General features: G+C 62.0%; 27 protein-coding genes. 7 read left to right on the forward strand and 20 right to left on the reverse strand.

The genetic code is table 11. The features are described from left to right. The first annotated feature begins 190 nt into the window (after positions 1–190). A complete protein-coding gene (locus tag B058_RS0102685) occupies positions 191–673 on the forward strand; it encodes a hemerythrin domain-containing protein (RefSeq protein WP_018506928.1) in 483 nt (160 codons plus the stop codon). Between the two features lie 126 nt (positions 674–799). On the opposite strand, the gene B058_RS16310 is transcribed toward B058_RS0102685, so the two are convergent. Next, on the reverse strand, positions 800–1,669 hold the full coding sequence (locus tag B058_RS16310; protein WP_018506929.1) for a YihY/virulence factor BrkB family protein: 870 nt from the start codon (positions 1,667–1,669) through the stop codon (positions 800–802). A 345-nt stretch (positions 1,670–2,014) separates the two neighbouring features. Here B058_RS16310 and B058_RS0102695 point away from each other — a divergent pair, with 345 nt between their 5' ends. Further along, entirely contained in the window at positions 2,015–2,437 is a 423-nt protein-coding gene (locus B058_RS0102695; RefSeq protein WP_018506930.1) for a low affinity iron permease family protein, read from the forward strand. Positions 2,438–2,578: 141 nt separating this feature from the next. Here B058_RS0102695 and B058_RS0102700 read toward each other — a convergent pair whose 3' ends face one another. The 18 genes from B058_RS0102700 to B058_RS0102780 form a co-directional block, all read right to left on the reverse strand. Continuing rightward, on the reverse strand, positions 2,579–3,067 hold the full coding sequence (locus B058_RS0102700; RefSeq protein WP_157265479.1) for a DUF421 domain-containing protein: 489 nt from the start codon (positions 3,065–3,067) through the stop codon (positions 2,579–2,581). A 60-nt stretch (positions 3,068–3,127) separates the two neighbouring features. After that, complete coding sequence (locus B058_RS0102705) at positions 3,128–3,679, reverse strand: hypothetical protein (RefSeq protein ID WP_018506932.1); 552 nt, start codon at positions 3,677–3,679, stop codon at positions 3,128–3,130. A gap of 88 nt (positions 3,680–3,767) precedes the next feature. Then, positions 3,768–4,838: a flavodoxin family protein gene (locus tag B058_RS0102710; protein ID WP_018506933.1), complete on the reverse strand. Its 1,071-nt coding sequence runs from the start codon at positions 4,836–4,838 to the stop codon at positions 3,768–3,770. Between the two features lie 89 nt (positions 4,839–4,927). Further along, positions 4,928–5,143, reverse strand: a complete 216-nt coding sequence (locus tag B058_RS0102715; protein ID WP_018506934.1) for a CsbD family protein — start codon at positions 5,141–5,143, stop codon at positions 4,928–4,930. A 65-nt stretch (positions 5,144–5,208) separates the two neighbouring features. After that, complete coding sequence (locus tag B058_RS0102720; RefSeq protein ID WP_018506935.1) at positions 5,209–5,520, reverse strand: BON domain-containing protein; 312 nt, start codon at positions 5,518–5,520, stop codon at positions 5,209–5,211. A gap of 107 nt (positions 5,521–5,627) precedes the next feature. Continuing rightward, the gene (locus B058_RS0102725; RefSeq protein ID WP_018506936.1) at positions 5,628–6,320 is read right to left on the reverse strand and encodes a PEP-CTERM sorting domain-containing protein; all 693 of its coding nucleotides are present in this window, start codon (positions 6,318–6,320) and stop codon (positions 5,628–5,630) included. 381 nt (positions 6,321–6,701) lie between these two features. Beyond that, complete coding sequence (locus B058_RS0102730) at positions 6,702–7,880, reverse strand: AI-2E family transporter (protein ID WP_157265481.1); 1,179 nt, start codon at positions 7,878–7,880, stop codon at positions 6,702–6,704. A 59-nt stretch (positions 7,881–7,939) separates the two neighbouring features. Beyond that, on the reverse strand, positions 7,940–9,853 hold the full coding sequence (locus tag B058_RS0102735) for an AsmA family protein (protein ID WP_026240581.1): 1,914 nt from the start codon (positions 9,851–9,853) through the stop codon (positions 7,940–7,942). A 56-nt stretch (positions 9,854–9,909) separates the two neighbouring features. Further along, complete coding sequence (locus tag B058_RS0102740; protein ID WP_018506939.1) at positions 9,910–10,293, reverse strand: hypothetical protein; 384 nt, start codon at positions 10,291–10,293, stop codon at positions 9,910–9,912. 33 nt (positions 10,294–10,326) lie between these two features. Further along, positions 10,327–11,001: a Fe-Mn family superoxide dismutase gene (locus tag B058_RS0102745; RefSeq protein WP_018506940.1), complete on the reverse strand. Its 675-nt coding sequence runs from the start codon at positions 10,999–11,001 to the stop codon at positions 10,327–10,329. 44 nt (positions 11,002–11,045) lie between these two features. Next, a complete protein-coding gene (locus tag B058_RS0102750) occupies positions 11,046–13,157 on the reverse strand; it encodes a catalase (RefSeq protein ID WP_018506941.1) in 2,112 nt (703 codons plus the stop codon). A gap of 131 nt (positions 13,158–13,288) precedes the next feature. Further along, entirely contained in the window at positions 13,289–13,681 is a 393-nt protein-coding gene (locus B058_RS0102755) for a hypothetical protein (protein WP_026240582.1), read from the reverse strand. Between the two features lie 279 nt (positions 13,682–13,960). Then, positions 13,961–14,398: a hypothetical protein gene (locus B058_RS0102760; RefSeq protein WP_018506943.1), complete on the reverse strand. Its 438-nt coding sequence runs from the start codon at positions 14,396–14,398 to the stop codon at positions 13,961–13,963. Between the two features lie 287 nt (positions 14,399–14,685). After that, complete coding sequence (locus tag B058_RS0102765; RefSeq protein WP_018506944.1) at positions 14,686–15,018, reverse strand: hypothetical protein; 333 nt, start codon at positions 15,016–15,018, stop codon at positions 14,686–14,688. 81 nt (positions 15,019–15,099) lie between these two features. After that, positions 15,100–15,327 (reverse strand): hypothetical protein, encoded by a 228-nt coding sequence (locus B058_RS17730; protein WP_157265483.1) that lies wholly within the window; start codon positions 15,325–15,327, stop codon positions 15,100–15,102. 96 nt (positions 15,328–15,423) lie between these two features. Next, the gene (locus B058_RS0102770; protein WP_018506945.1) at positions 15,424–15,786 is read right to left on the reverse strand and encodes a PRC-barrel domain-containing protein; all 363 of its coding nucleotides are present in this window, start codon (positions 15,784–15,786) and stop codon (positions 15,424–15,426) included. 51 nt (positions 15,787–15,837) lie between these two features. Then, on the reverse strand, positions 15,838–16,152 hold the full coding sequence (locus tag B058_RS0102775) for a hypothetical protein (protein WP_018506946.1): 315 nt from the start codon (positions 16,150–16,152) through the stop codon (positions 15,838–15,840). 192 nt (positions 16,153–16,344) lie between these two features. Further along, the gene (locus tag B058_RS0102780; RefSeq protein WP_018506947.1) at positions 16,345–16,824 is read right to left on the reverse strand and encodes a BLUF domain-containing protein; all 480 of its coding nucleotides are present in this window, start codon (positions 16,822–16,824) and stop codon (positions 16,345–16,347) included. A 58-nt stretch (positions 16,825–16,882) separates the two neighbouring features. Between B058_RS0102780 and B058_RS0102785 the strand changes: the two genes are divergently transcribed. The 3 genes from B058_RS0102785 to cueR all read left to right on the forward strand — a co-directional run bounded on the left by B058_RS0102785 (position 16,883) and on the right by cueR (position 20,456). Continuing rightward, positions 16,883–17,617 (forward strand): Crp/Fnr family transcriptional regulator, encoded by a 735-nt coding sequence (locus tag B058_RS0102785; RefSeq protein WP_026240584.1) that lies wholly within the window; start codon positions 16,883–16,885, stop codon positions 17,615–17,617. 77 nt (positions 17,618–17,694) lie between these two features. After that, positions 17,695–20,061 carry a heavy metal translocating P-type ATPase gene (locus B058_RS0102790; protein ID WP_018506949.1) on the forward strand — a complete coding sequence of 789 codons (2,367 nt, stop codon included), beginning with the start codon at positions 17,695–17,697 and terminating at the stop codon, positions 20,059–20,061. Next, entirely contained in the window at positions 20,058–20,456 is a 399-nt protein-coding gene (gene cueR / locus B058_RS0102795; protein ID WP_018506950.1) for a Cu(I)-responsive transcriptional regulator, read from the forward strand. The genes B058_RS0102790 and cueR overlap by 4 nt, the downstream gene beginning before the upstream one ends. Positions 20,457–20,476: 20 nt before the next feature. Here the strand turns inward: cueR and B058_RS0102800 are convergent, their stop codons facing one another. Continuing rightward, a complete protein-coding gene (locus B058_RS0102800) occupies positions 20,477–21,199 on the reverse strand; it encodes an energy transducer TonB (RefSeq protein WP_018506951.1) in 723 nt (240 codons plus the stop codon). A 126-nt stretch (positions 21,200–21,325) separates the two neighbouring features. Between B058_RS0102800 and B058_RS0102805 the strand changes: the two genes are divergently transcribed. Together B058_RS0102805 and B058_RS0102810 are read left to right on the forward strand one after the other, a co-directional pair. Beyond that, on the forward strand, positions 21,326–22,120 hold the full coding sequence (locus tag B058_RS0102805; RefSeq protein WP_018506952.1) for a dienelactone hydrolase family protein: 795 nt from the start codon (positions 21,326–21,328) through the stop codon (positions 22,118–22,120). 94 nt (positions 22,121–22,214) lie between these two features. Beyond that, positions 22,215–22,625, forward strand: coding sequence for a DUF4124 domain-containing protein (locus tag B058_RS0102810; protein WP_081616712.1), 411 nt, complete (start codon positions 22,215–22,217; stop codon positions 22,623–22,625). The last annotated feature ends 82 nt before the right edge of the window (positions 22,626–22,707 follow it).

Genomic DNA, 22,707 nt, shown 5'->3' on the forward strand with positions numbered 1-22,707 from the left:
GAGCTTAAAGCCCGCCGCTTACGCTCCGGCGTGCTTCTTTTTCTCCGTGCTGCCACTTATAGGGATTGTCTGACACGCAGTTGGGGGGAAGGCGATTGTGTACAGGCGGAGTACCCCGTTTAATGCAAAATACCTTGTCGGACAACTGTCTGGAGGTTCGTTTGTTCATCCCTTTTCCAGAGGAAAAAATATGGCTGCCACCAAACAGAAAGACGCATGCGATTTCCTTGACGCCGACCACAAGGCCGTCAAGAAGTTGTTTACAGAATACGAGGAATTGGCCGAAGCGCGTGGCAGTTCCAAGGAAAAGAAACGTCAGCTGGCAGAAAAAATCTGTCGGGAACTGACCGTGCATGCACAGCTGGAGGAGGAAATTTTCTACCCGGCGGTGCGCAAGGCGATCAAGGAAGATCTCATGATGGAGGAAGCCGGGGTTGAACACGCCAGCGCCAAGGACCTGATCGCCCAGATCCAGGGAATGACACCGGGCGACACGCTCTATGACGCCAAAGTGACGGTACTGGGCGAATACATCGACCACCACGTCAAGGAAGAGCGCAACGAAATGTTTCCGAAAGCACGTGCGTCGAAAGTCGACCTGGTGAAAATGCGTGACATCTTGCAAGCCCGCAAGGAAGAATTGATGACGGATGCGGAGGCGTTGGCTGGCTGAAGCCGGGTGGGCCTGCTCAGCGAAAACCGGATCATCGCGGAAGCAGTCTGGGGGCGATCTGAATGGCGCCCCATCCGGCGCTTGCCTGACCCGATTTTCGCCATGGTCTTCCTTACGGGCGCTGCTTCATCGACTGACGCGAGCGACACATCCTGCCGCCCGCTGGTGGATCCGATGCAGGCGATACAACTGGTGGGTGACCTCCGCTCCGTAGAGCATGATCAGCGAAACGTAATAGACCCACAGCAGGATCACCGCCAGCGAACCGGCCGCCCCGAACGTGCTCATGATCGCCCCTCGGCCCAGATACAGTCCGATTCCCCATTTGCCCACCTCGAACAGCACCGCGGATACCGCGGCACCCGTCAGCAGAATGCGGCGCGGAAGCCGTACCGGTATGAGCAGACGGTAGAGCAGCAGCACCAGCGCGGTCATGGAGGCCAGCGAGACCAGGGTCTGGAACACGCCGGCCAGTCCTAACCAGGTACCGAAGCCGCGTGTGAGATAGTTACCCAATGCAATGGTCGCGGTACTTGCCAGCAGCGAGACGATGAGCAAAAAGCCGACGCCGATGAGGATGGCCAGCCCGCGCAGGCGATCCATCAGCAGCACTGTCATCACGTGACGGTACTCGCGTTTCGCGCCGAAGATCCGTTCGAAGGCCACGCTCATTTCAACGAACAGCCCCGTGGCGCCCATCAGCATGCCAGCGAGCCCAAGCAGGATCGCAATGCCGCTCTGGCCGGACAGATAGCTCGCTTCCAACAGTCTCTGCACCAGACTGGCGCCCGCGTGGCCCAGTAAGCCTTCCATCTGGACCACGATCCGTCCCTCGACGGCATCCCGACCAAAAAACAGGCCGGAGATCGACACGGCGATGACGAGTATGGGCGAGAGCGCGAAGACGGCGTAATAGGCCAGCGCTGCGCCATGCGTCGTCAGGCGGTGTGCCGCCCAGCTCCGGCCGGCGCGGATGGGAACCCGCAGATAACGCATCCGCCACCGACTCCGACTATTCCTTCCGGCCATGCGTAGGCGTCCTCTTTGTATGTGCTGATTCTAGTGCAGCCCCATGTCGGCTTTCGCCGCGCAAACGTGCATGCAGGTGCTCCCCACGCGCTATCGGGATGCACCCACACACACATGGGAAGCCTCCTACAAAGTGCTCGGCGGTGACTGGTGATGGGGACACATCTTTCTCCCTAACATACCGGCACGATGTGCGAAAACGTGCAAAAGGATCGCCATGAGACACAGCCCGGGGCGTAACCCGTCCACGCAATATTGCGACAAGGAAACCGTGGGCGCCGGGTGCGGTGTGCTTCTGCCCCGGAAAGCAAAATGAGCGCTCTCAACAACGGCAGCCGGTTTTCGCGCTTCGCCCAGACTGCAGCCCGCATGATGGGGGGGCCCCGTGCGTTTATGATTGCCCTGTGCATCGTCGTTGTCTGGGGGCTGAGCGGGCCCTTCTTCGACTTCAACGACACCTGGCAACTTGTCATCAATACCGGCACCACCATCATCACGTTCCTGATGGTGTTCCTCATCCAGAACACGCAAAACCGTGACGCCGAAGCGATGCAGATCAAGCTCGACGAACTGATTCGCACGGCGCACGACGCGCACAACTCTCTGCTCGATCTGGAAGAGCTCGAGCCGGAGGATCTGGAACGCATCCGGGCCCGTTACACGGACCTGGCGAAGCAGGCCCGGCATGAATTGCGCAGCAAGGCCTACCCCGGTACGCACCACGGCAAGCCGTAACAGTAGCCACGCAGGATATGAACATGAGAAGGCCTTCCTGGCCACGCACGCGAAGCAGAAAAAGTCGGTTGCTCTAGCCATGCTATCGACGCGCTGCGCGGCACTTTGCAAATTCTGAATGTATGACGTAAGCCGTTTTACTCAGGTGGACGCACGTTTAATGACGCTGATTCGCCCGTCGCCTTCCAGATAGCATTGACTGATTTCCGCCAACCCGCGTTCACTGATACCGTGTTCACGCAACTTCGCCATTAGTTCTTCTTCCCGAATCAGTTCGCGTTTCATGTTTTGCCTGAGCAGACGACCATTCTTGATCAAGAGAAGCGGAGCAGGGCGAAGGAAGCGTTCGGCGCAGGCAAACCGGTAACCGATCCAGTCCAGAAAGAAGTCCCAGAATGCGATCGTCGCCACCAGTACAAGTCCCTCGGTGATCGACTTGTACTCACTGGCCATGGCGTTTTGCGAAGCATCGGCGACAAGCACCACCACCAGCAGATCGGAAATCCCCATTCCACCCATCTCACGCCGCGAGACCCGCAGCATGAAAAAGAGAAAAAGATAAATCACCGTACCGCGAAGTACGATCTCCAGAAGTGGGATAGAGGGAACGAAAACTGAACGCCAATCCATGCCACCGTCCCCTCCCATTCGCCATGCCTGTGCCTGATGCGAACCTGGGCATGGCTGCCTTCACAGGCTACGCACGACGCGATAGCCGCGTCCACGGAGTTCGTTCACGGCCCGGTCGATCTGGGCTTGCGTCACGGGATGAATGACCACGGCCCAGCGGCCCTTTCGAATGGCCCGTCGCACGGACGTGATCACGAGGAGATGGTCGGGACGCACCGTCAGCAAGCCGCCAACCAGAAGCCCGAGCAGCCCGCCGAAGAAAACAAAGGCCATCAGGCTCATGCCGGGCGTGCTCATGACCGCGGGGTTGCCCGCCACGATGAACCCTAGATAAAGCAGGACGCCTACCGCGATGCCCGCGGTTCCGGAGGCTACGTGCGCTCTCACCAGGGTACGCCAGATGCCCGCCTGTTCGGGTTCCAGCTTGCTGGAAAATGCGGGGCTGCCGGGAGCGTCTCCATCGGGCGGGCCCACCAGATTGACCTGGGCATCGTCGAGACCCGCCGTCCGTTTCACTTGCTGCGCGGCATCTTCCGCCCCGCTCCGGTTCATGAAGAGGCCGGCCACCTTGGTCAATGACCGTTCGCCGAATATCACATGCTTGATTTTCATGGTCGCTCCTTTCGTGGATACCGATCCGTCCGTGCGACGGGGAAACGCGATGCCGGTATTCGCCGGCACCAGGCCGCATCGGCGCGGTCTATTTGGGACGGGGATTACGCCCGGCCGGTCGACAGGATGTCCATTTCCCGCCACGCAGGGCCTTCACCGCATGCATAACCGCGCGGCCGACATTGCCGGCTTCCTCCTGTACGGCCGAATCCCGGTCCAGCGTTTCATGGCTGTTGGCATACGGTTCGTAATAGCCGATATAGCGATCGAGTCGCGCCTGCGGGCCAGCATCGATCAATCCCATCCAGTCGAGCCAGTCGGCCAGCGCACGGCGCGAACCTTCTATCCCCGCCACGTCGCCGTGCACCATCAGTCCATACACTCGACCCGCCAGATGCTTGGGATAACTCCATCCGGCCATTTCCAGGTCCTTGGCCCGGACAGGATCCTTGCCGGCCGTGCGTGTGGGATCGGGATTTCCCCCATCCGCGCACACCAGACGATCGATCATCAATTTGAGCGCGCTCGGACTCTGGTACCAGTAAACCGGCGTGACGATGACGACGGCATGGGTGGCCACCCAGCGCTCGTAGATCTCCGCCATCCAGTCGTTCGTCTGATTCAGCCCGTGGTTCGGATAACAGGAACAGGGCCAGTGGCACAACGGCATGGCGGTGGACACGCAGCCTTTGCACGGGTGGATGCGGCGGCCATACTCGGACACCAGGAGACTGAGGTCGAGCACGTCGGTCTCCGCCCCGTCCTGCATGACGATTTCCCGAATGCGGCCGAGCAGGCGAAACGTCTTCGACATCTCGCCGGGACAGGTCCCGTCGTTCCGGGCCGCACCGCAAACCAGCAGGACGCGTGTGGGCGTCTCCGGGCAGCCCCATTTCTCCTGTGCCTGCAGCAAACGGCGCCGGGTAGCCAGCCATTCGCTCGACAGTTCGAAATCGGGGTTCTCGAAATCCGCACCGGCACGCTCGGTGCGAGGCGATTTTCTGCCTGCGACATACGCCTGCCAGGCGACTTCCTCGACGCGTTCGAGTGCGTCGGCAACCTTCCCGTACAAGGGATCGGCATAGGCCATACGGAATCGCTGGCCGAAGGCCTGGCGATCCAGCATCGCAGGCGCCTGGCCTGTGCGGATCGTGATCATGGGATGTCACCGTGCGGCGGCGCAACGGGATGCTCCGACATCGAGCCGATCCCGCCTGCCTGCCGTTTCCATGAAGACCGCCGACGATATCAATGGAACCAGTCGTCCTTGGCCTTGCTTTGCCATTCCTTGACCTGCTTCTCGGCGTCATCTCGGGTCACGCCATAGCGTTCCTGGATCTTTCCGGTGAGCTGTTCGCGACGGCCCTCGATGGCGTCGAAATCGTCGTCGGTGAGCTTGCCCCACTGCTCCTTGAACTTGCCTTTCACCTGCTTCCAGTTGCCTTCGATAATGTCCCAATTCATGGCTCTCTCCTTTTCAACACTCACTACACAATCGCGCACCAAGGGATTGGGTGCGCACCCACTGCTTACGGTTTGACGACGATGTCGTTCTTGACCGTCTTCACGTTCGGCACCTTGCGGGCAATCGATTCGGCCGTATCCCGTTCCGTCGCATTCTTGGCAAAGCCGGAGAGCTGGACGGTCCCATTCAGCGTTTCAACCTTGATCGCCATGGCGCTGACCACGGGGCTTTCCGCAAACCGGGCCTTGACCTGGGTCGTAATCGTCGAATCGTCCACATACTGTCCGACGGTCGACTGCTCTCGCGTCACCGCACACCCTCCCATCGTCAGGGCGCTGACGGCGAGCATGGCTGCAAATAATTTGCTGGCATTCATGATGGTTTCCTTTTTGCTGGTTAATGGATGCGGGGCCGGTCGGGTCGACCGCTTTTTCGGCCGATCCTCAGCCAATCAACCGGCTTCCGGCCTTGCATCCCGTGATATCAAATACGGCGACGCCTGATCTTCCAGCCGATCAACCCAAGCCCGGCAAGCATCATGGCGCTGACCTGCGCTTCGGGAACGGGCGTCACCGCAGCTGTGGTAGCCGTCAAGCCACCATACTTCTTGTCCACATAGGCCAGTGATGACGATCCGCTCGTCGATGCCACGAGAAGATTCTGGAACGACACATTCACTGTCCGGGTACCGGTCCACCCGGACAGATCGGTGGATGCCGAAGCGGTCCACGGGTGCGTGTTGTCCCCCGTCTGATCCATGGCTGCATCGGGCGCTATGCTGGTCGTCGTGTCCTTCGCAGGATCGAGCACGTCATAGACCCGTACCTGGCCTGCGACGTCAGCCGTACTGCCGCCGCCAAGCAGCATGTAATCGCCCCGTTCGGCAAGATCGATGCTCGAGAATGAAAAGCCATTGTGGGCCGTCATCTGGATATTGGCGGTGTTGGCGGTAAGCGTATAACCCGCGCCGTTGGTGGACGACGCCTTGAAATCCACCGGCGTGAAAGACAGGATGTCGCCGCTCAGAACGGGCTGGCCAAAGAGCCCCATCAGCGTATCGTCGAACGTGAAATCAACGCTATCGCCACTCAGGGTGACCGACGCGGCAAAAGCCGCTCCGGAGAATGCCTGGGCCAGCAAAAAGACGCCTGCCGCCATATGATTCACTCGCTTCATGTGTTGCTCCTTCCCGGTTGTCATGGAATCGAAATAGAAAGACCACTTACCTATACGGTTTCAAGTTCAAGAAAAATCCGGATGGCCCTGCACGCCCTCCGCCGTGGTGTAGCTACCTGTCCGCTCGGCGGAAATCCTCGCCACGGCCGTGGAGACCCGTACTGGATGGCAGGATCCTTTCGCCAATACCGACTCGTGGACGCGGTTGACGACAGCAGATAGCTACACGTCCACTTTAAGCAGGGTCCGTGACTACAGGTATAAGAAGGAAACGCTTCCGCATGTAGGAATGAAGGAAGCGCGTGTCGGATGACCTTGATCGCATGCGGATCGCGGTGCAGGAAAGGATGTACGCCGGGCAGGCGGGCACTTCCGGAAGCCTTAGCCCGCCATGAATTCGCCGACGGACTTGAATTCCTCGACGCGATCGCACACCGACTTGATGACCATCATGATCGGCATGCCGAGCAAGAGTCCCCACGCACCCCACAACCATCCCCAGAACAACACGCCGACGAAAACAACCACCGCATTCATGCGGCTCGCACGGCCGGTGAGCCAGGGCGTCAGCAAATTTCCTTCCAGGCCGTGGATGGCGAGCGAGATCGCAGCGACCGTAAGCGCCATGCCCATGCTCTCGAATTGCAGAAAACCCACCAGCGCCGTCCCGCCGATGATGATGATGGCGCCCAGGTAGGGAACGAGGTTGAGGATGGCGGCCGCAATGCCCCACACGGCAGCATGCTCCAGACCGATCCAGAGAAAGGCGAGCCAGCTTGTGATCCCGACGAGAATGCTGGTGAAGACCTGAACCAGCAGGTAACGCTGAATTTGGACGCTGATCTCGTCCAGCATCTGGACAGTGATCTTCTTTCTGCTGAGGGTTGGACCGGAGAGCCTGACGAGCTTGCGCCGGAACGCGTCGCCCGAAAGCATCAGGAAGTAGGCCAGGAACAACACCATCACAGCGAGGCTCAGGAAGGACAACGCGCCTCGGGTGCCATTCCACAGATAGTCCCGAATATTGAGCTTGGGCTGCTCGATCTGGACGCGGGTCACCCCGCGCGGCGTCGGCGACGTTGCCGCAGCCGTCTCGCTCGCGGCGTGTTCGATCTGATCCGCCGCTTTTTGTACATTATCAATCGCGCCCTTGGAACCGCGCCATTCCTGGTTCAGGGTATGGCGAAATTTCTGCGCCGCCTCGGGCAGGGTTTCAATCATGCTCGCAGTTTCATCCTGCAGCGAATACGCCATGAAGCCACTGCCGCCCACGATCATGAGCAACAACACCGCGGCTCCGACCGCGCGCGGCACATGCCATTTCTGCAACTGCTTGACCAGTGGGGAAAGCGCATAGCTGATGATGATGCCCAGGACCAGCGGAATGAAGAAATCCTCGGCCCAGTCGAGAATGAATACGCTCGCGAATATGGTCAGCAGGATGAGCGGAAGGCTGTGGATGTCGGTGGAAATCCGGGCGGGTTCCGGCGTCTCGGCGAAACCGCTTTCTCCCCGGCCTCGCGCAAGGTCGACAGGGGTTTCGTGCGCATTGTCCATCATGCCTCCGATAGGGATTGATCAATGAGGTTATACGTCATTCCGGACGGGTTCGGGTGCAGTTAGCGACCGGACGTTCTTACCTCCTCGATCAGGCGTCGGCACTCGCTCTCGACGCTGTGCCCGACATCGATCAGCGGGAGGAGTGCCAGTGCGGGATTGACCGCGCCCAGTGCAAGCGCACCGAGACCGCGCATGGCCAGCTTGCCTTTGTCCAGGCTGGCCTGCGGATGGGCGAAGCTGCCTTGCACGTGGATGGGCGTACGCAATGCGACCAGACTGAGCTTTCGGCTTTTCGGCACGACGGTGAGGTCGAGGCGTTCCTGCCCGAGATCGATCCGCCCGCTTCCGTCGATGCGACTGACGTCGGTATCGAGGGCCAGGATGTCGGGCTCCATGACGCCCTGCTTCACGCCGAAATCGGCGATTCCGCAGCGGATCCGGACGGGTTCGTCGCCGGCGAGTTTCAGTTGCATAATTTCAAGCAGATGAAGGCTGACTGTCTCCATCATCAGTTTGCTGACTTCACCGCCGTCCATCAGAAGCGACACCCTCCCGTCCGCGCTACCGAGCATCGCCGCGACAGTATCGCCCTGCCCTTTTAGATCGATGTTTCCATTGAATTCGCCGATGCTCGTCATGGTGCGGTCGAAGGTGGGAAACAGCCCGGCCAACTGCAGCTTGCGCGCCTTGAGTTTCGCCGCCGCGCGGATCGGCGATGCGCGGCCATCCAGCTCCACCGAGCCCGCCAGCGTCCCGCCCGCCACGTCAAACTGCAAGGGATCCAGCCTCAGGCGCCCGTCGCGCAATTGCAAACGCGTCGACAACCTATGGAGCGGCAACGCTTCCGGGCGATCGATCGATCCGGCATTGAGGGTCACATCCGCGTCCATATGGTTCCAACGCTCGGTCCGAAAGGCCTTGCGAGGCAAGATGCCGGCTGGTGCACGTTGGGCCGCCGCAGCCCCTCCGTTTGCGCGCCCGGCCCCGACGAGGGGTCCCAGATCGGAAATGTCGAGGCGCGTCGAATCGAGTCTGGCAACCAGGGTGGGACGCCTGCCCTCCGTGTCGACGCTGAGACTGCCTGCGATATCGCTTCTGCCCATTTCGCCGGTGAATTTTTCGTAACGCCACTGGCGGGGACCATGCACCAGGCGGCCGTGAGTTCGATAGGGCGGCGTATCCGGGAAGACGACGCCGACCAATGGATAGAGCTGCGCAAGGCTGGCGCCACTGATCACGATCTGGAGATCGACCGCGGACAGCTTGAGCAGATCGGTGATGTGACCGTCTGCGCCGACCGCGGTCTGGCCGATCTTTCCGGACACATTCAGATGGTACGGCCGCGTTTTGTCACGCAACGCCAGCACGGGGTCACCGGCGCCCTGCGCGACAAGGGACTCGCCCTTGTAGCGCCCCTGCACGGTGAACGTCAACGGCGCGGATGCGCCGTCCGGCCCGCGCTTCGCGGTCGCGATCCGGGCGCTCAGACGCGTATCCTGCGCAGGCTCGTCGTACTCGACGCGCCCGTCGCTGACAGCAAGATGCCGGATGACGACACGGGCCTCGCTGTCGCGCTGACGCCGATCGAGCAGCCAGTTCCTGCGGCCGTCCCGGCTCTTTTCAAAGGCAAGCGCGGCATGATCGAGCTGGACATCCTGAAACACGATCCGGCCGCGAAAGAGCGGGGAAATGGCGATGTCGACCGTCGCATGTCGCACTTCGATCATGTTCGTCCGCCTGGCCCAGGATGGATTTGAAAACGTCACATCGGCCGCGCGAACCTGCACATACGGCCATCGCAATCCAATGTCGAGATCACCCCCGATCCGCAATGTGCGGTCCGTCTTGACGTGAACCGCATGAGCAATCGGCTCGCGCAGACCATTCCAGTTCCGCACGCTCGCCGCCCCCACGAGCAGGACTGCCACCGCCGCGAGCGACAGGGCGACCACTGTCTTCGCGCGTGGTGTCATCGAGCAACCGGATCGGCTTCACTGAGCGACGCACCTGGCAATGGGTGCTTATCCGTTCAGAACGCCGTTCCGAATCCCTTGTCTTGTTCCAGCCTGAGGGTAGGTAATCCTGCGAGCTCATGAATCGGCATGAGGACGCCGCGCGTGCCTGGCACGGCGTCGAACAGCCGGTACAGATATTTTCCGCCTCCCTTGAACTCATACGCTTCCTCAAGGAAGCGCATGTGTTCGTGCGCGGCAAGACAGTCGCGTGACCTGCAATCCTGTTTGTAGTGTTCGATCAGGGAATGGATCACGCTCATGTGTTCGTCGGTGACGTCAAAGTCTCGGGCGGCTGCGTTATCCCGGACCGTCTTCTCGACCTCGTCCCGCGCGAGGTGCCTGACCGCGTCGTAAATCGGGATCTCTCCGTCGCGGGCGATGCTTTCGCTGTTATTCATGGGATTAATTCCTTGACGTGATGGCTTCGGGTTTCAGGCGAGATTGTCGGCGGCAAACTTCCAGTTGATGAGTTTGTCGATGACTCCGGCCACATGGTCCTTGCGCCGGTTCTGGTAATCGAGGTAATACGCGTGTTCCCATACGTCAATGGCGAGCAGGGGCTTCATGCCCGACGTCAGCGGCGTATCCGCGTCCTCGGTCTTCATCACGCTGATTTTCTTGCCTTCCAGAACCAGCCAGGCCCAGCCGGTTCCGAACTGGGTCACGGCGGCATGCAGGAGTTCCTGACGGCACGCCTCGACCGAACCAAAGGATGCGTCGATCATCTGCTTCAGGATCGGCGACGGATCGCCTCCTCCTTTTTCGCAGAGACTGTCCCAGTAGAACGCGTGGTTCCAGGCCTGAGCCGCATTATTGAAAATCTCGGTTTTTCCGCCCGCGCCGGAAGCCAGGATCATGGCCTTGATCGGCATGGCCTGGAACTCGGTGTCGTCGATCGCCTTGTTGAGGGCATCGATATAGGTTTGATGATGCTTGCCATGGTGGAACCTGAGCGTGTTTTCGGAAATGACCGGGCTCAGCGCATCCATGGCATAAGGCAAGGCCGGAAGTTCGTAGGGGAAACTCATGTTCTCGAGCATGGCCGTACTGATGCCGCCGGATGTCGCCAGGGTCGAGGAAGGGAAAGCACGTTGCGGGAAATTCATATAGGAGCTCCTTTCAAAGATTGAGTGAGAGTGGCCAGCGGGTGCTATGCCTGGACAAGCACGGCTCGCGACCAGACGCGTCCGTATTTGGCTGCGTCGATATAGGAGGTCACGCCTCCTCGAGTATCTATCTCCACGATGCCGTCGTCGATTGCGGCTTCAGCCCGGTCCAGAAGAGGCATCGCATCGGGCGTGTACCCGATGATTTTCAGATGCGCATAGGCATCGAGAATGAAATTCATCACCGCCGCCTTCTGCTTCATGGCATCGACAACCGGCCCGGAAATGGCCAGAACGACCGTATCGAACAGGACCGAGGGAGCGGCCGCCACGGCGTGGTGCGGCGTGAGTGTCTGGCCAGAACTGGATTTGATTTCGCCGACATGCGGACCGATCAGTTCCAGAACCGCGCCTTCGGTCTCGGCCGCGGTCTGCAGGGCATCCAGAATGGCGGAGTCGTAGCCCTCGCTGACCAGGACGCCGATCTTGCGGCCTTCCAGCGTGGGCTTAGCCTTCGCCAACAGACTGAGGGTCGGGGAAAGGTCCAGATCGACCGGCGGTGCAGCCGGAGCAATCGCGTCGGCCTGGCCTTCCATGCCCAGCCCCCGCTCCACCCTGTCGCACAGTTCCGGATCGACATGGCGGAGATGGCCGAGTACGCGGCGACGTATGGCGACGGTTTCCACCTTGCCGAGCTCGAAGGCAAAAGCGCTGGCGATATGATCCTGTTCCGGCGCGGTCATCGAACGGTAGAACAGGCGCGCCTGGCTGTAATGGTCCCTGAAGGACTCCGGTCGCACCCGCATCTTATCGCCGCTTTGGGTGGCAGGATGCGTGGCAAATCCGGCGGCCGGATTTTCTTTCGGCGATTCGGGTGCAAGGCTGTTCGGCTCGTAGTTCACCCGCCCCTGGGGAACGTCCGTCTGCATGAGGGCATCGCGCTGAAAGTTGTGCATCGGACAGCGCGGCCGATTGATGGGCAGCTGATGGAAATTGGGACCGCCAAGCCGAGACAGCTGGGTGTCGAGATAGGAAAAGAGCCGCCCCTGCAGCAGGGGATCGTCGCTGAAATCGATGCCCGGCACGACATGTCCCGGATGGAAGGCGACCTGCTCGGTCTCGGCAAAGAAATTGTCGGGATTGCGGTTCAACACCATTTTCCCGATCGGCTGCAACGGCAGGGTTTCTTCCGGAATCAGCTTGGTCGGATCCAGTACGTCGAAGGGCAAGGACTCGGCGGTGGCCTCGTCGAATGTCTGCACCGACAGCTCCCATTCCGGGAAGTCGCCGCGCTCGATCGCCTCGTACAGGTCGCGCCGGTGAAAGTCGGGGTCTGCGCCGCAAATCTTCACGGCCTCGTCCCACAGGACGGAAGCCGAGCCGATGCGGGGACGCCAGTGGAACTTGACGAAAATCGACTTTCCCTCCGCGCTGACAAAGCGAAAGGTATGGACCCCGAACCCTTCCATCATGCGCAGCGAACGCGGGACCGCCCGATCGGACATGGCCCATAGGATCATGTGCATGCTCTCGGGCATGAGGGAAACGAAATCCCAGAACGTGTCGTGCGCAGTCGCCGCCTGGGGATAGCCGCGGTCGGGTTCCATTTTGGCGGCGTGGACCAGATCGGGAAATTTCATCGCATCCTGGATGAAGAACACCGGGATGTTATTGCCCACCAGATCGAAATTGCCTTCTTCCGTGTAGAACTTGACGGCAAACCCACGCACGTCGCGCGGCAGATCGACGGATCCCGCCCCGCCGGCGACCGTGGAGAAGCGTGCAAACACGGGCGTCAGCACATCCGGGTTGCGCAGGAAGGCCGCGCAGGTCAGTTCGCCAAGATCGCGATAAGCCTGGAAATAGCCGTGCGCGCCCGAGCCGCGCGCATGCACGATCCGCTCGGGGATGCGTTCGTGGTCGAAGTGGGTGATTTTCTCCCGCAGGACAAAGTCCTCGAGCAGCGTCGGCCCCCGTTCGCCGGCGGTGAGCGAATTCTGATCGTCCGCAATCACCACGCCCTGATTGGTCGTGAGCGAATGACCGCGCTGGTCGGTCGTCTGATGCAATTCGCCACCGTTACCCGCCTGCTCGAACGGATGCGGGGCGGTATTCCTTTTCGCGGGCGTAGGGGACGTATTCTTCGGCTTGGTCATGGACTCTCTCTTCTATGCGATCAGGGTTCGTCCGCAAGAACAGCGGGCGGGGGGATCGGGAAGTCGTCCGGTCGCGACGTGGCGCCCGATCCGCTGATAGGCGCCAGGGGACGCACACCGGAACTCGCCTGCTATTGCATGTATTTCATTTTCGCCTCGCTGACGCAGGCATCCTTCGCGCTGCCCGACAGGCTGTCGCAACGCTCCTTGGCGGCCTTGTAGTCGGCTTTCATCTTGTCTTCGTTGGCTTCGGCCTGGCTATCGGTCGCTTTCTCATCTGCCTTGGCCTGGGCCTTGGCGCCGACATAGGCGGCCTTCGCATCCTTCATGCATACGTCCTTCGCATTGCCAGCCATTTTTTTGCAATTGTCCTTGGCTATGTCGTAGTTCCTTTCTGCCTGATTCTTGGCGGCGTCGTGGCGGGCCTCGGCTCGATCTTCCATGACATCCTTCATATCGGCGGCATAGAGCGGAGCCATGGCGGAAAGCCCCAAGGCAATGAACATCGCGTTGCGTAATTTCATTTCAAACTCCTTCAAGTGGATTTGGGTGGCGAACTGGCCGGAGCGTCCGATGGCTGGCATGCTGCCTGTCGGTCGGCTCGGCGTGATCACCACTCTAGGTCCCGCGGCTTGTGTCCACCATCCGCATTCGCCGAGAAAATTGTCAGTTTCCGTTCTCGGCGATGTAGGCAGATGCTGACGCCCCACACGCCTCATGCCCTGTGCACAGGCGTGCACCGATAGGAAAGAACGTGGCGCACGCGGAGAGCGGCCTCTGGGGCCACGACCTCCGTGCGATCGCTATTTATAAGAACCGTTGGACGAACCGGCTGGCGAGCCGGGCTGCCCGGATGAGCCGTCAGTGGGTCCTCCCATGGGGGACTCACCCGGCATATCGGTGCGACCGCCATCCTGCTGGCGTTTCATGCCCGGTGAATCGACGGACGAACGGGGATGTTTGCTCGTCGCATCCTTCATACACGTCGACTTTGCCGTTCCAGTCAGATCCTTGCACTTTTCCTCAGCTGCGCTTTTCATGCATTTTGACTTGGCCGCCCCGGTCTTTTTCTTGCAGTTATCCAGGGCATCCTGGTAGTTCTTTTGGGTCGCGTCACTTGTCATGCCGGTCGACGTACTGGATTGATCCTGTTGGTGGCCGCTTGAATCGGCGGCATACAGCGGCCCGGCGGCAGAAACGGCAAAACCGAGCGCCAGGAATATTGCGGGATTGAGCTTCATGGATATCTCCTTCAATAATGGGTTTGAACACGACCCAATCGGATTGGCGCGCCATGAGCAGAGACTCGTGCCGCCGGCCTCACGCTCGATTCGGTGTTTTGAACGTTAATTCCTGCGCAGGGAGGGCGGTATCCGACACTGCCGATAAAACTGTAAGTTTCCCGGCACGGCAATGTAGGTTCTCGCTGACGGACAACTGGGCGCCCGTTTCCGGTCCGGACGCGCCAGCGGGACGCTCGGTAACCGCCCTTCTGGGGGTTCGCTGCGGAAGAGATCGCGCGTCGATTTCATCCAGACCGTTCGGCTTCCGGCTTCTTGGCTGCGGCATGACGGGCGCGTGTTTGGGCAGCCTTCTTCGCCGAGGCACTACGTTCGGCTGCCGTGCGCGCGGCAGAGGCAGCGCCACCCTTTCTGCCGCCCGACCTGGCGGGAGACGGATCGATTTCCTTGCCTCGCCCCGAACCGCTTTTCTTGCCTCCTCCCGTCATTTTGTTGACGGTGGCCCAAGCACGCGCTTCGGCTTCATCCTGCGGGACACCGCGCTCGCGGTAGCTGTCTTCGATGTGCTCAGCCTGGCGTTTCTGTTTGTCGGTGTACTTCGCTTTGCTTCCTCTTGGCATGACGGCCTCCTTCCTCTGCGTGATCACGCTGTATCGGCCCCCACTCTCCGGCTAACCGGAAGGGACGATGGCCCGCACGCTTCAACGAACCGGCTCCGCGGTGGGCGGACACGCTCCGGAGCCTTCGGCTCGTGCTGGTTCGCCCTGCGCGAAGCGGGTACATCCGCTGCGACCCGATACGCGCAACATATAAGGCTGGAGCGTTGCGTCGATGCACAGGCCGTGGGTTGCGCTCTCCAGATGGGCACTCGGTTCGATCTGCCACCATTTGCAAGACATGCAGACGCCCCAGTGGCTCGTACTGTTCATGTGAACTCCTCGAATAAGCCGGAAAATCCTGCGGGCAATCCCGCCCGGCGGATAGAAGACGCCGCCCCTCTCCATACAGACAAGGACGGAAGTCCATCACTCCCAGTACGGGCGGACGCCATAATGCGCATGGACATTCGTACCCCAATCGCGATCGGAGAAATTCGGCCAGTTGTCCTTGTCGAACCCGGGTGCGTTTTTCAGCGTTTCCTTGCTCTGGTCGAAGATGAAGCGGTGGTTTTCCGGATCGACTTCCATCGCCGAAAGGGGGACGGCAAACAACTTGCTGCCTAAGCCGAGGAAACCGCCGAATTCCAGAACCGCATACGCGACGCGACCGCTATCGACATCGATCATCAGGTCCTTGATGTCGCCCAGATCCTCGCCTTGGCGATTGACGACCTTGTCGCCCGAGATCGTACTGGATGAAAGGATGGGGCTGGATGAAAACATATTCATGGGTATCTCCTGATTCATTGGATAAATTCAACGCGTGACAAAGCGGAGGGCTCAACGTCCGGGCAGCTTTTCAGGAGCGGGGTTGCGTCCTTGAGGATGCTTTCCGGGCGCTTCCTTGACCGGCTTGGGACGACTGGGCGACCCATTGTCCTTACTGCCTTTTGGATCGACCTTGGCGTGCGATCGTCCTTCGGCTTCGGCCCTGCGCATGTCCTCCTTCTCCTGTGCATTGCGCGGTGCGGCCGCTTTCGCCGCCTGCTCGACCTTGCCGGACTCGGCAAAGGCACGCGCTTGCTCATCGTATTTTTTGGCAGAGTCGTAATCGCCCTCGCCCTGTATTCCGGATTTGCTCGTATTGGGTTTCATGACATGTTTCTCCTGTCCAGAATGCACGCCCGGCGGATGCCGGCATGACAGACCACGGCTCGCCCTCCGCATCTGCGGCGAGATGGAGCCGGTCCGAGCCTGTAGGGGCAGTGTGGATGAGTGGCGGGGCGGCTGCAGTCGGAGGCAGTTGCAAGCCCGCGTAGGAATCAGCCGAAAAATACCGGTAGGAATTTACTGATCGGGGCGGACCGGCTCCCGATCCAGTCCGGGCAACAGCCCGGAGAGCAGGGCAAGGGCTTCCGGACCACGTGCTGCTTCGAGGCAGCTCAGGCCATCGTCATAGCTCAGGGCATAGTCGAGACTGCTCCGGCCAAACAGATTCACTGCCGTCGATTCCGCCCGATACAGCACCCGGAAGCCGGTATGTCGTTCATCCATACGAATGCGATCGGCCAGGTCGCATACTGCCGCATACTCGCCCTCGAGCGTCTGGCAAAAGCGCCAGCCGTCGAATACAAGCAGGCTGTTGATGTGGGAAGCCAGATTGCGCTGGCGCGCCATCCGTACAATTTCTGCCACACAGGCAGGCGAGGCCGCCTCGGTCAGGCGGCTCAGATAGATCAATTGATAGACATTGGGCATGCGATGGGTTTCCGGTAGCGGAAGTGCAACATAATCGATGGCCGAGATAGCGGCAATGTGAAAAGACATACCTGCCGTTACGCGAAATCCCTTACGATTCCTTCGGCCCGTTTACCGGTATCGATTGATGAATCAGCCAATCCCATGCAGCGCCTGCCCTTTGCGCAAAACCGGCGCGTTTTCCGCCAATAGCGAAGCGGAAATCGAATTTATCCAGGCCATCAAGCAACGCCAGACACCGGTGCGGGCAGGCAAAGTAATCGTGCGCGAAGGTGGTGCCAGCAACACGCTCTATACACTGTTGTCAGGCTGGGCTTTCCGCTACCGCACGCTGAGCGACGGCCGGCGCCAGATTTTCAATTTTCTTTTGCCGGGCGACTTCGTTGGCCTGCAGCATCAACTGGGGCAGGCCTCGCCGCACGGTGTCGAGGCCTTGACCGACGTCTCCTTGTGCGTTTTTCCGAATGAGCGCCTGTGGGACATTTACCGCACCCACCCGGGACTGGGATTCGACATCACATGGCTGTCCGCGGCTGAGGAATTGATCGTCGACGAAAATCTGCTGTCGGTGGGACGACGTTCGGCGGCAGAACGTATTGCCATGCTGTTGATCCATCTATACAAACGTGCTGAGCACATCGGCCTGGCCGGCCCCGACGGCGTGCCCCTTCCGCTGAACCAGCAACACATCGCCGACGCCCTCGGCCTGTCGCTGGTGCACACCAACAAGACCCTGAAACGTCTGCAGACGATGGGGCTCTATACCCTTGGCAATGGCCGCCTAAGACTCATCAACCCGGCTGCGATGGCTCGGCTCGCCGATTACTATGCCCTGCCGCTGCGTGCCCGCCCCTTGATCTGACCCGCGGCAGATTGGCTTGACCTTGCCATGATGGCAAGGTTTATGGTGCACTCAACCGTATCCACAGGAGTTTGCACATGACCAACCCATTATCTGTCGGCATCCAGGGCATGACCTGCGCGAGCTGCGCCGCGCGGGTGGAAAAAGTGCTCAAGCAACTGCCGGGCGTGACCGAGGCCACCGTCAATCTGGCGACCGAGATCGCGACGGTTGTGGGCGACACCGATATGGCGTCGGTGCAGCGTGCCATCGAGAAGGCCGGCTTCAGCGTGCCGACCGAATCGCTGAAACTCGACATCATCGGCATGACCTGCGCAAGCTGTTCGGCACGGGTGGAAAAAGCCTTGAACAAAGTACCCGGCGTGCTCGATGCCAGCGTCAATCTGGCCACCGAGCAGGCGACAGTGAAGCTCACGCAGGGCACGTCGACGGCCGCGCTGATTGCCGCAGTGGAGCGCGCCGGTTATGAGGCGCGACTGCCGCAAACCACTGCAGCACCCACGACCCTCCCGGCGCGCACCCTGCCCGACTGGTGGCCGGTTGCGCTGGCGATCGGGCTGTCGCTGCCGCTGATCACCCCCATGTTCGCCAGCCTGTTGGGGGCGCACTGGATGCTGCCGGGCTGGCTGCAACTGGCGCTCGCCACCCCGGTGCAGTTCTGGCTGGGCGCGCGCTTTTATCGCGCCGGCTGGAAAGCCCTGCGCGCCGGCAGCGGCAACATGGATCTCTTGGTTGCGGTCGGCACCAGCGCGGCCTATGGCCTGAGCCTGTACCTGCTGCTGACGCGTGCCGACGCGATGCACCTGTATTTCGAAGCCTCGGCGGTGGTGATCAGCCTGGTGCTGCTCGGCAAATGGCTGGAGGCGCGAGCCAAGCGCCAGACCACCGAAGCCATCCGCGCCCTGCAGGCCCTGCGCCCGACGACCGCGCGCGTGCGCCTCGACGGCGTCGATCGCGATATGCCCATCGACGCGATACGCGTAGGCGACCTCGTGGTGATCCGCCCCGGCGAGCGGGTGCCGGTGGACGGCGAAGTGGTCGAAGGCGAGAGCCAGGTCGACGAATCCCTGCTCACTGGCGAATCGCTGCCGGTCGACAAGCAGCCGGGCAACACGGTGACCGGCGGTGCGATCAACGCGCAGGGCGTGCTGGTGGCGCGCACCACGGCGGTGGGAACGGAAACCACGCTGGCACGCATCATCCGCCTGGTGGAGAACGCGCAGGCCGCCAAGGCGCCGATCCAGAGACTCGTAGACAAGGTCAGCGCGGTGTTCGTCCCGGTGGTGATGGGCATAGCCCTGATCACCTTCGTCGCCTGGTGGGCGCTGGGCGGCAACGCCGAACAGGCCATCCTCAACGCGGTGGCGGTGCTGGTGATCGCCTGCCCGTGCGCGCTGGGGCTTGCCACCCCCACCGCGATCATGGCAGGAACCGGCGTTGCCGCCCGCCACGGCATCCTGATCAAGGACGCCGAAGCGCTGGAACTGGCGCACAAGATCGGCACGGTGGTGTTCGACAAGACCGGCACGCTCACCGACGGTACGCCGCACGTGGCGGCCTACCTGGCGATCGACGATAGCGATAAGAACAGGGTGCTCGCCATCGCTGCCGGATTGCAGGCCGGCAGCGAGCACCCGCTGGCGCGCGCGGTGCTGGAGGAAAGCGCGGCCCGCGCGATCCCGCCGCAACCTGCGCGTGCGCAACAGGCGCTGCCGGGGCGCGGCATCGCCGGCGAGGTGGCAGGCGAAACCTGGTGGCTGGGCAATCGTCGCCTGATGAACGAGAACGGCGTCGACACCGCCGCGCTCGACGCCAAGGCCGCCGAACACGAAGCCGCAGGCCGCAGCGTGTCGTGGCTGGCGCGCGCCCGCGATCATCATGCGCTCGGCTTGCTGGCCTTCGGCGATGCGGTCAAACCCAGCGCAGCCGCAGGCGTGGCGCGTCTGAGGGAACAGGGCATCACGACCGTCATGCTCACCGGCGACAATCGCGGCGCTGCCGAGGCGGTGGCCCGCGAACTGGGCCTCGACAACGTGCTGGCCGAGGTATTGCCGGCCGACAAGGCTGCACACGTGAGCCAGCTCAAGACTGCGGGCAACACCGTGGCAATGGTGGGCGACGGCATCAACGACGCACCCGCACTCGCGGCGGCCGACGTCGGCATCGCCATGTCCTCCGGCAGCGACGTCGCCATGCACACCGCCGGCATCACGCTGATGCGCGGCGACCCGGCGCTGGTGGCCGACGCCATCGACATTTCCAAGCGCACCTACGCCAAGATCCGGCAGAACCTGTTCTGGGCTTTCGTCTACAACGTGGTCGGCATTCCGCTCGCGGCATTCGGTTTCCTGAACCCGGTGATCGCCGGTGCGGCCATGGCCTTCTCCAGCGTCAGCGTGGTCACGAACGCGCTCACGCTCAAGCGCTGGCGGCCCCGCACATGAACATCGGCGAAACCGCCCGCGCCAGCGGCGTGTCGGCCAAGATGATCCGTCATTACGAACATATCGGCCTCATCCGCGAAAGCAACCGCACGTTCTCGGGCTACCGGCAATACAACGAACGCGATGTGCACCTGCTGCGCTTCATCCGCCGCGCCCGCGACCTCGGGTTCTCGCTTGAGCAGATCCGGCAGTTGCTGTCGCTGTGGGACGACCCCGGCCGCGCCAGTTCCGACGTCAAACATCTGGCCGAGGCCCATATCGCCGACCTCGACGCGCGCATCGCCGCGCTGAGCGAGATGCGTGCCACCCTGGTCGCGCTGGCGCAGGCCTGCCACGGCGACCACCGCCCCGACTGTCCCATCCTGCAAGGACTTGCGGCGCCGCCCGATTCCTGAGGCATACGGTCTGCCCCCTCCTAGCGAGGCTGGCCCGCCCAGTCGTACACCACTTCGATCACCACCAGCGCGCGTACCGGGCGGCCGTTCTTCTGTGCCGGCGCAAAACGCGCATCGCGAAACGCCTTGATCGCGGAGTCCTCGAACACGCCGGGCGGCGTCGCGCTCACGACCTCGATGTCGCTGACGCGCCCGTCGGCTTCCAGCTTCAATTGCAGGCGGAGCGTGCCGGACACGCGCTGGCGGTCGGCTTCGGCCGGATAGTCCGGCCGGATGACACGCAGCGCGTGCGGCTGCACATCGAGATCGCGCGCGTTGTAATAGGTGAGGTCGACCGAACTGGTGAGCGCGGCGGCCGGCACCGGACCCACTGTCGGCGAAGGGGCCGGCGCCGTAGGCAACGGCGCGTCATGCGGCGGCGTGGCGGCGGGCGGCGGGACAACGGGCGGTGGCGGCGCCACGGGCAAGGCCTTCGGCGCAGGGCTCGGGGCCAGCCGCGCAGCGGACGCGACATCCGGCTCCGGCGCGACAGGCGATGGCGGCGGCGGTGCATTGACCGCAGGCGCCGGGGGTGGCGCCACCAGGCGCACCTCGATCACCGGCGCTTCCACGCTGACGCCCGCTGGCGGCACCACCTGCACCAACGCGATCACGGCCGCATGCAGCCCCAGCGAAATCCACAGGGCCGCAAGCGGTCGCCGCAGCCGCGGCGGGATCGACGGCTCGTCGAAAGACGCACTCACGGCGAACCGTACCCTTCAAGGGATCGACGCCCGGCAGGCTCGACCCCCGCCGGGTACTTTTTGACTGCACGTGAAATCGAAGGCACGGGCCTAGAATAAGGGCCAGAAAAACGACAGGAGAAGACCATGAGAAGACTCGCCATTGCGGGCGCCATCTTAGCATCGGCGCTGGCGGCCCCGGTCCTCGCCCAGGCCGTCGATCTGAGCAAAACCACCATCCAGTCCGCCGACGGCACCGAGGTGCCTGTGGAAATCGCCACGCCTGCCGGCAAAGGCCCGTTCCCGCCAGTGCTGTTCATCCACGCCAAGCGCGGCTATGAAGGCGACGAACGCGCCCACGTGCGCGAACTCGCCGAACAGGGCTTTCTCGTCGTCGCCCCCGACTGGCAGAGTGGGCGCTTCATCGAACGCTGGCCCTCAGCACACAACCCCGACACCGAAATGGATGTGGAGGCCGGGCTCGATTACCTGAAGTCGCTGCCCAATGCCTGCAAGCAACCGGTCGGCATCGTCGGCCTGTCGCGCGGCCCGTATTACGCGATCCGCCTGGCCGCCAAGCGCGGCCCCGATATCGCCGCCATCGTCAGCTACTACGGCCACATGCAGAACCCCAACGCGCCCGAGCCGGATCAGCTGTTCCGCGTGGCGCCGGAGATCATGCAGATCACCACCCCTGTCCTCTACCTGATCGGCGACGCCGACTACGAGCTGCGTCGCATGAACGGCGGGCGGGCATTCTATGCGTTATGGGAACGCGGCGTCCCGGTGGAATGGCAGGAATATCCGATGGCACGGCGTGCGTTCGATTTCCGCCCCGACCAGACGCCCGAGGAGAAAATCGCCACGCGTCATGCCCGGGCGCGGGCACAAGCCTGGCTGATGAAATGGATGAAACTGACGCCGCAGATGCGATGCTCGTAAGCCGGAACCGGCTGGCCGGACATTCCGTCCCCACCTTCCAGAATGGAAACGGGATGGCGATTCCCGGCGCGCGGGAATCCCGACCGGAGCCACGATGATTCCACTCAAGTTACTTTGTTTGCTGCTTGTCGGATTTGCCTGCCAGGCGGCGCATGCCGCACCGCTGTATAAATGGCGGGACAGCGCGGGGCGTGTCACGTATTCCTCCCTGCCGCCGCCGGCCGGCTTCAAGGCGGAGCAGTTGAAGGACGCGGCGCAACCCGACGCGGAGGCCATCGGCCAAGCCGAGGCACGAGCGAAAAAGGCACAGGAACTGGCCCGCGAAATGGAAGCCGCCCGTCGCGCGGAGGAGGCCGAAGATGCCCGGCGCCGTGCGTTGCAGCCTCCGGCTCCCATTGTGATCGAGAAACCGGTTTACGTGCCCCAGCCGATCTATTACCCGCCCGTCCGGCATCCGCCGCGGCGGCACCCGTCCGACAGGCCGCCCCACGATCAACCACGTTGATACGTAAGCGATGACCGGACATTCGGGTAGCAAGATGCCCGGCCGCCTCGCATGCGCCCCGTTTTGATTCCGATTGTCCGTT

The sequence above is a fragment of the Thiobacillus thioparus DSM 505 genome, from assembly GCF_000373385.1.
Lineage (GTDB): Bacteria > Pseudomonadota > Gammaproteobacteria > Burkholderiales > Thiobacillaceae > Thiobacillus > Thiobacillus thioparus.

Excerpts from the sequence above, each read along its gene's own strand:
- B058_RS0102775 (WP_018506946.1), bottom strand. The coding sequence starts at position 16,152 with ATGAAACCCAATACGAGCAAATCCGGAATACAGGGCGAGGGCGATTAC.
- B058_RS0102755 (WP_026240582.1), bottom strand. The coding sequence starts at position 13,681 with ATGAAATTACGCAACGCGATGTTCATTGCCTTGGGGCTTTCCGCCATG.
- B058_RS0102770 (WP_018506945.1), bottom strand. The coding sequence starts at position 15,786 with ATGAATATGTTTTCATCCAGCCCCATCCTTTCATCCAGTACGATCTCG.
- B058_RS0102745 (WP_018506940.1), bottom strand. The coding sequence starts at position 11,001 with ATGAATTTCCCGCAACGTGCTTTCCCTTCCTCGACCCTGGCGACATCC.
- cueR (WP_018506950.1), top strand. The coding sequence starts at position 20,058 with ATGAACATCGGCGAAACCGCCCGCGCCAGCGGCGTGTCGGCCAAGATG.
- B058_RS0102790 (WP_018506949.1), top strand. The coding sequence starts at position 17,695 with ATGACCAACCCATTATCTGTCGGCATCCAGGGCATGACCTGCGCGAGC.
- B058_RS0102750 (WP_018506941.1), bottom strand. The coding sequence starts at position 13,157 with ATGACCAAGCCGAAGAATACGTCCCCTACGCCCGCGAAAAGGAATACC.
- B058_RS0102735 (WP_026240581.1), bottom strand. The coding sequence starts at position 9,853 with ATGACACCACGCGCGAAGACAGTGGTCGCCCTGTCGCTCGCGGCGGTG.
- B058_RS0102730 (WP_157265481.1), bottom strand. The coding sequence starts at position 7,880 with ATGATGGACAATGCGCACGAAACCCCTGTCGACCTTGCGCGAGGCCGG.
- B058_RS0102685 (WP_018506928.1), top strand. The coding sequence starts at position 191 with ATGGCTGCCACCAAACAGAAAGACGCATGCGATTTCCTTGACGCCGAC.
- B058_RS0102785 (WP_026240584.1), top strand. The coding sequence starts at position 16,883 with ATGAATCAGCCAATCCCATGCAGCGCCTGCCCTTTGCGCAAAACCGGC.
- B058_RS0102720 (WP_018506935.1), bottom strand. The coding sequence starts at position 5,520 with ATGAATGCCAGCAAATTATTTGCAGCCATGCTCGCCGTCAGCGCCCTG.
- B058_RS17730 (WP_157265483.1), bottom strand. The coding sequence starts at position 15,327 with ATGAACAGTACGAGCCACTGGGGCGTCTGCATGTCTTGCAAATGGTGG.
- B058_RS0102705 (WP_018506932.1), bottom strand. The coding sequence starts at position 3,679 with ATGAAAATCAAGCATGTGATATTCGGCGAACGGTCATTGACCAAGGTG.
- B058_RS0102760 (WP_018506943.1), bottom strand. The coding sequence starts at position 14,398 with ATGAAGCTCAATCCCGCAATATTCCTGGCGCTCGGTTTTGCCGTTTCT.
- B058_RS16310 (WP_018506929.1), bottom strand. The coding sequence starts at position 1,669 with ATGCGTTATCTGCGGGTTCCCATCCGCGCCGGCCGGAGCTGGGCGGCA.
- B058_RS0102780 (WP_018506947.1), bottom strand. The coding sequence starts at position 16,824 with ATGTCTTTTCACATTGCCGCTATCTCGGCCATCGATTATGTTGCACTT.
- B058_RS0102765 (WP_018506944.1), bottom strand. The coding sequence starts at position 15,018 with ATGCCAAGAGGAAGCAAAGCGAAGTACACCGACAAACAGAAACGCCAG.
- B058_RS0102710 (WP_018506933.1), bottom strand. The coding sequence starts at position 4,838 with ATGATCACGATCCGCACAGGCCAGGCGCCTGCGATGCTGGATCGCCAG.
- B058_RS0102700 (WP_157265479.1), bottom strand. The coding sequence starts at position 3,067 with ATGGATTGGCGTTCAGTTTTCGTTCCCTCTATCCCACTTCTGGAGATC.
- B058_RS0102740 (WP_018506939.1), bottom strand. The coding sequence starts at position 10,293 with ATGAATAACAGCGAAAGCATCGCCCGCGACGGAGAGATCCCGATTTAC.
- B058_RS0102805 (WP_018506952.1), top strand. The coding sequence starts at position 21,326 with ATGAGAAGACTCGCCATTGCGGGCGCCATCTTAGCATCGGCGCTGGCG.
- B058_RS0102695 (WP_018506930.1), top strand. The coding sequence starts at position 2,015 with ATGAGCGCTCTCAACAACGGCAGCCGGTTTTCGCGCTTCGCCCAGACT.
- B058_RS0102715 (WP_018506934.1), bottom strand. The coding sequence starts at position 5,143 with ATGAATTGGGACATTATCGAAGGCAACTGGAAGCAGGTGAAAGGCAAG.
- B058_RS0102810 (WP_081616712.1), top strand. The coding sequence starts at position 22,215 with ATGATTCCACTCAAGTTACTTTGTTTGCTGCTTGTCGGATTTGCCTGC.
- B058_RS0102725 (WP_018506936.1), bottom strand. The coding sequence starts at position 6,320 with ATGAAGCGAGTGAATCATATGGCGGCAGGCGTCTTTTTGCTGGCCCAG.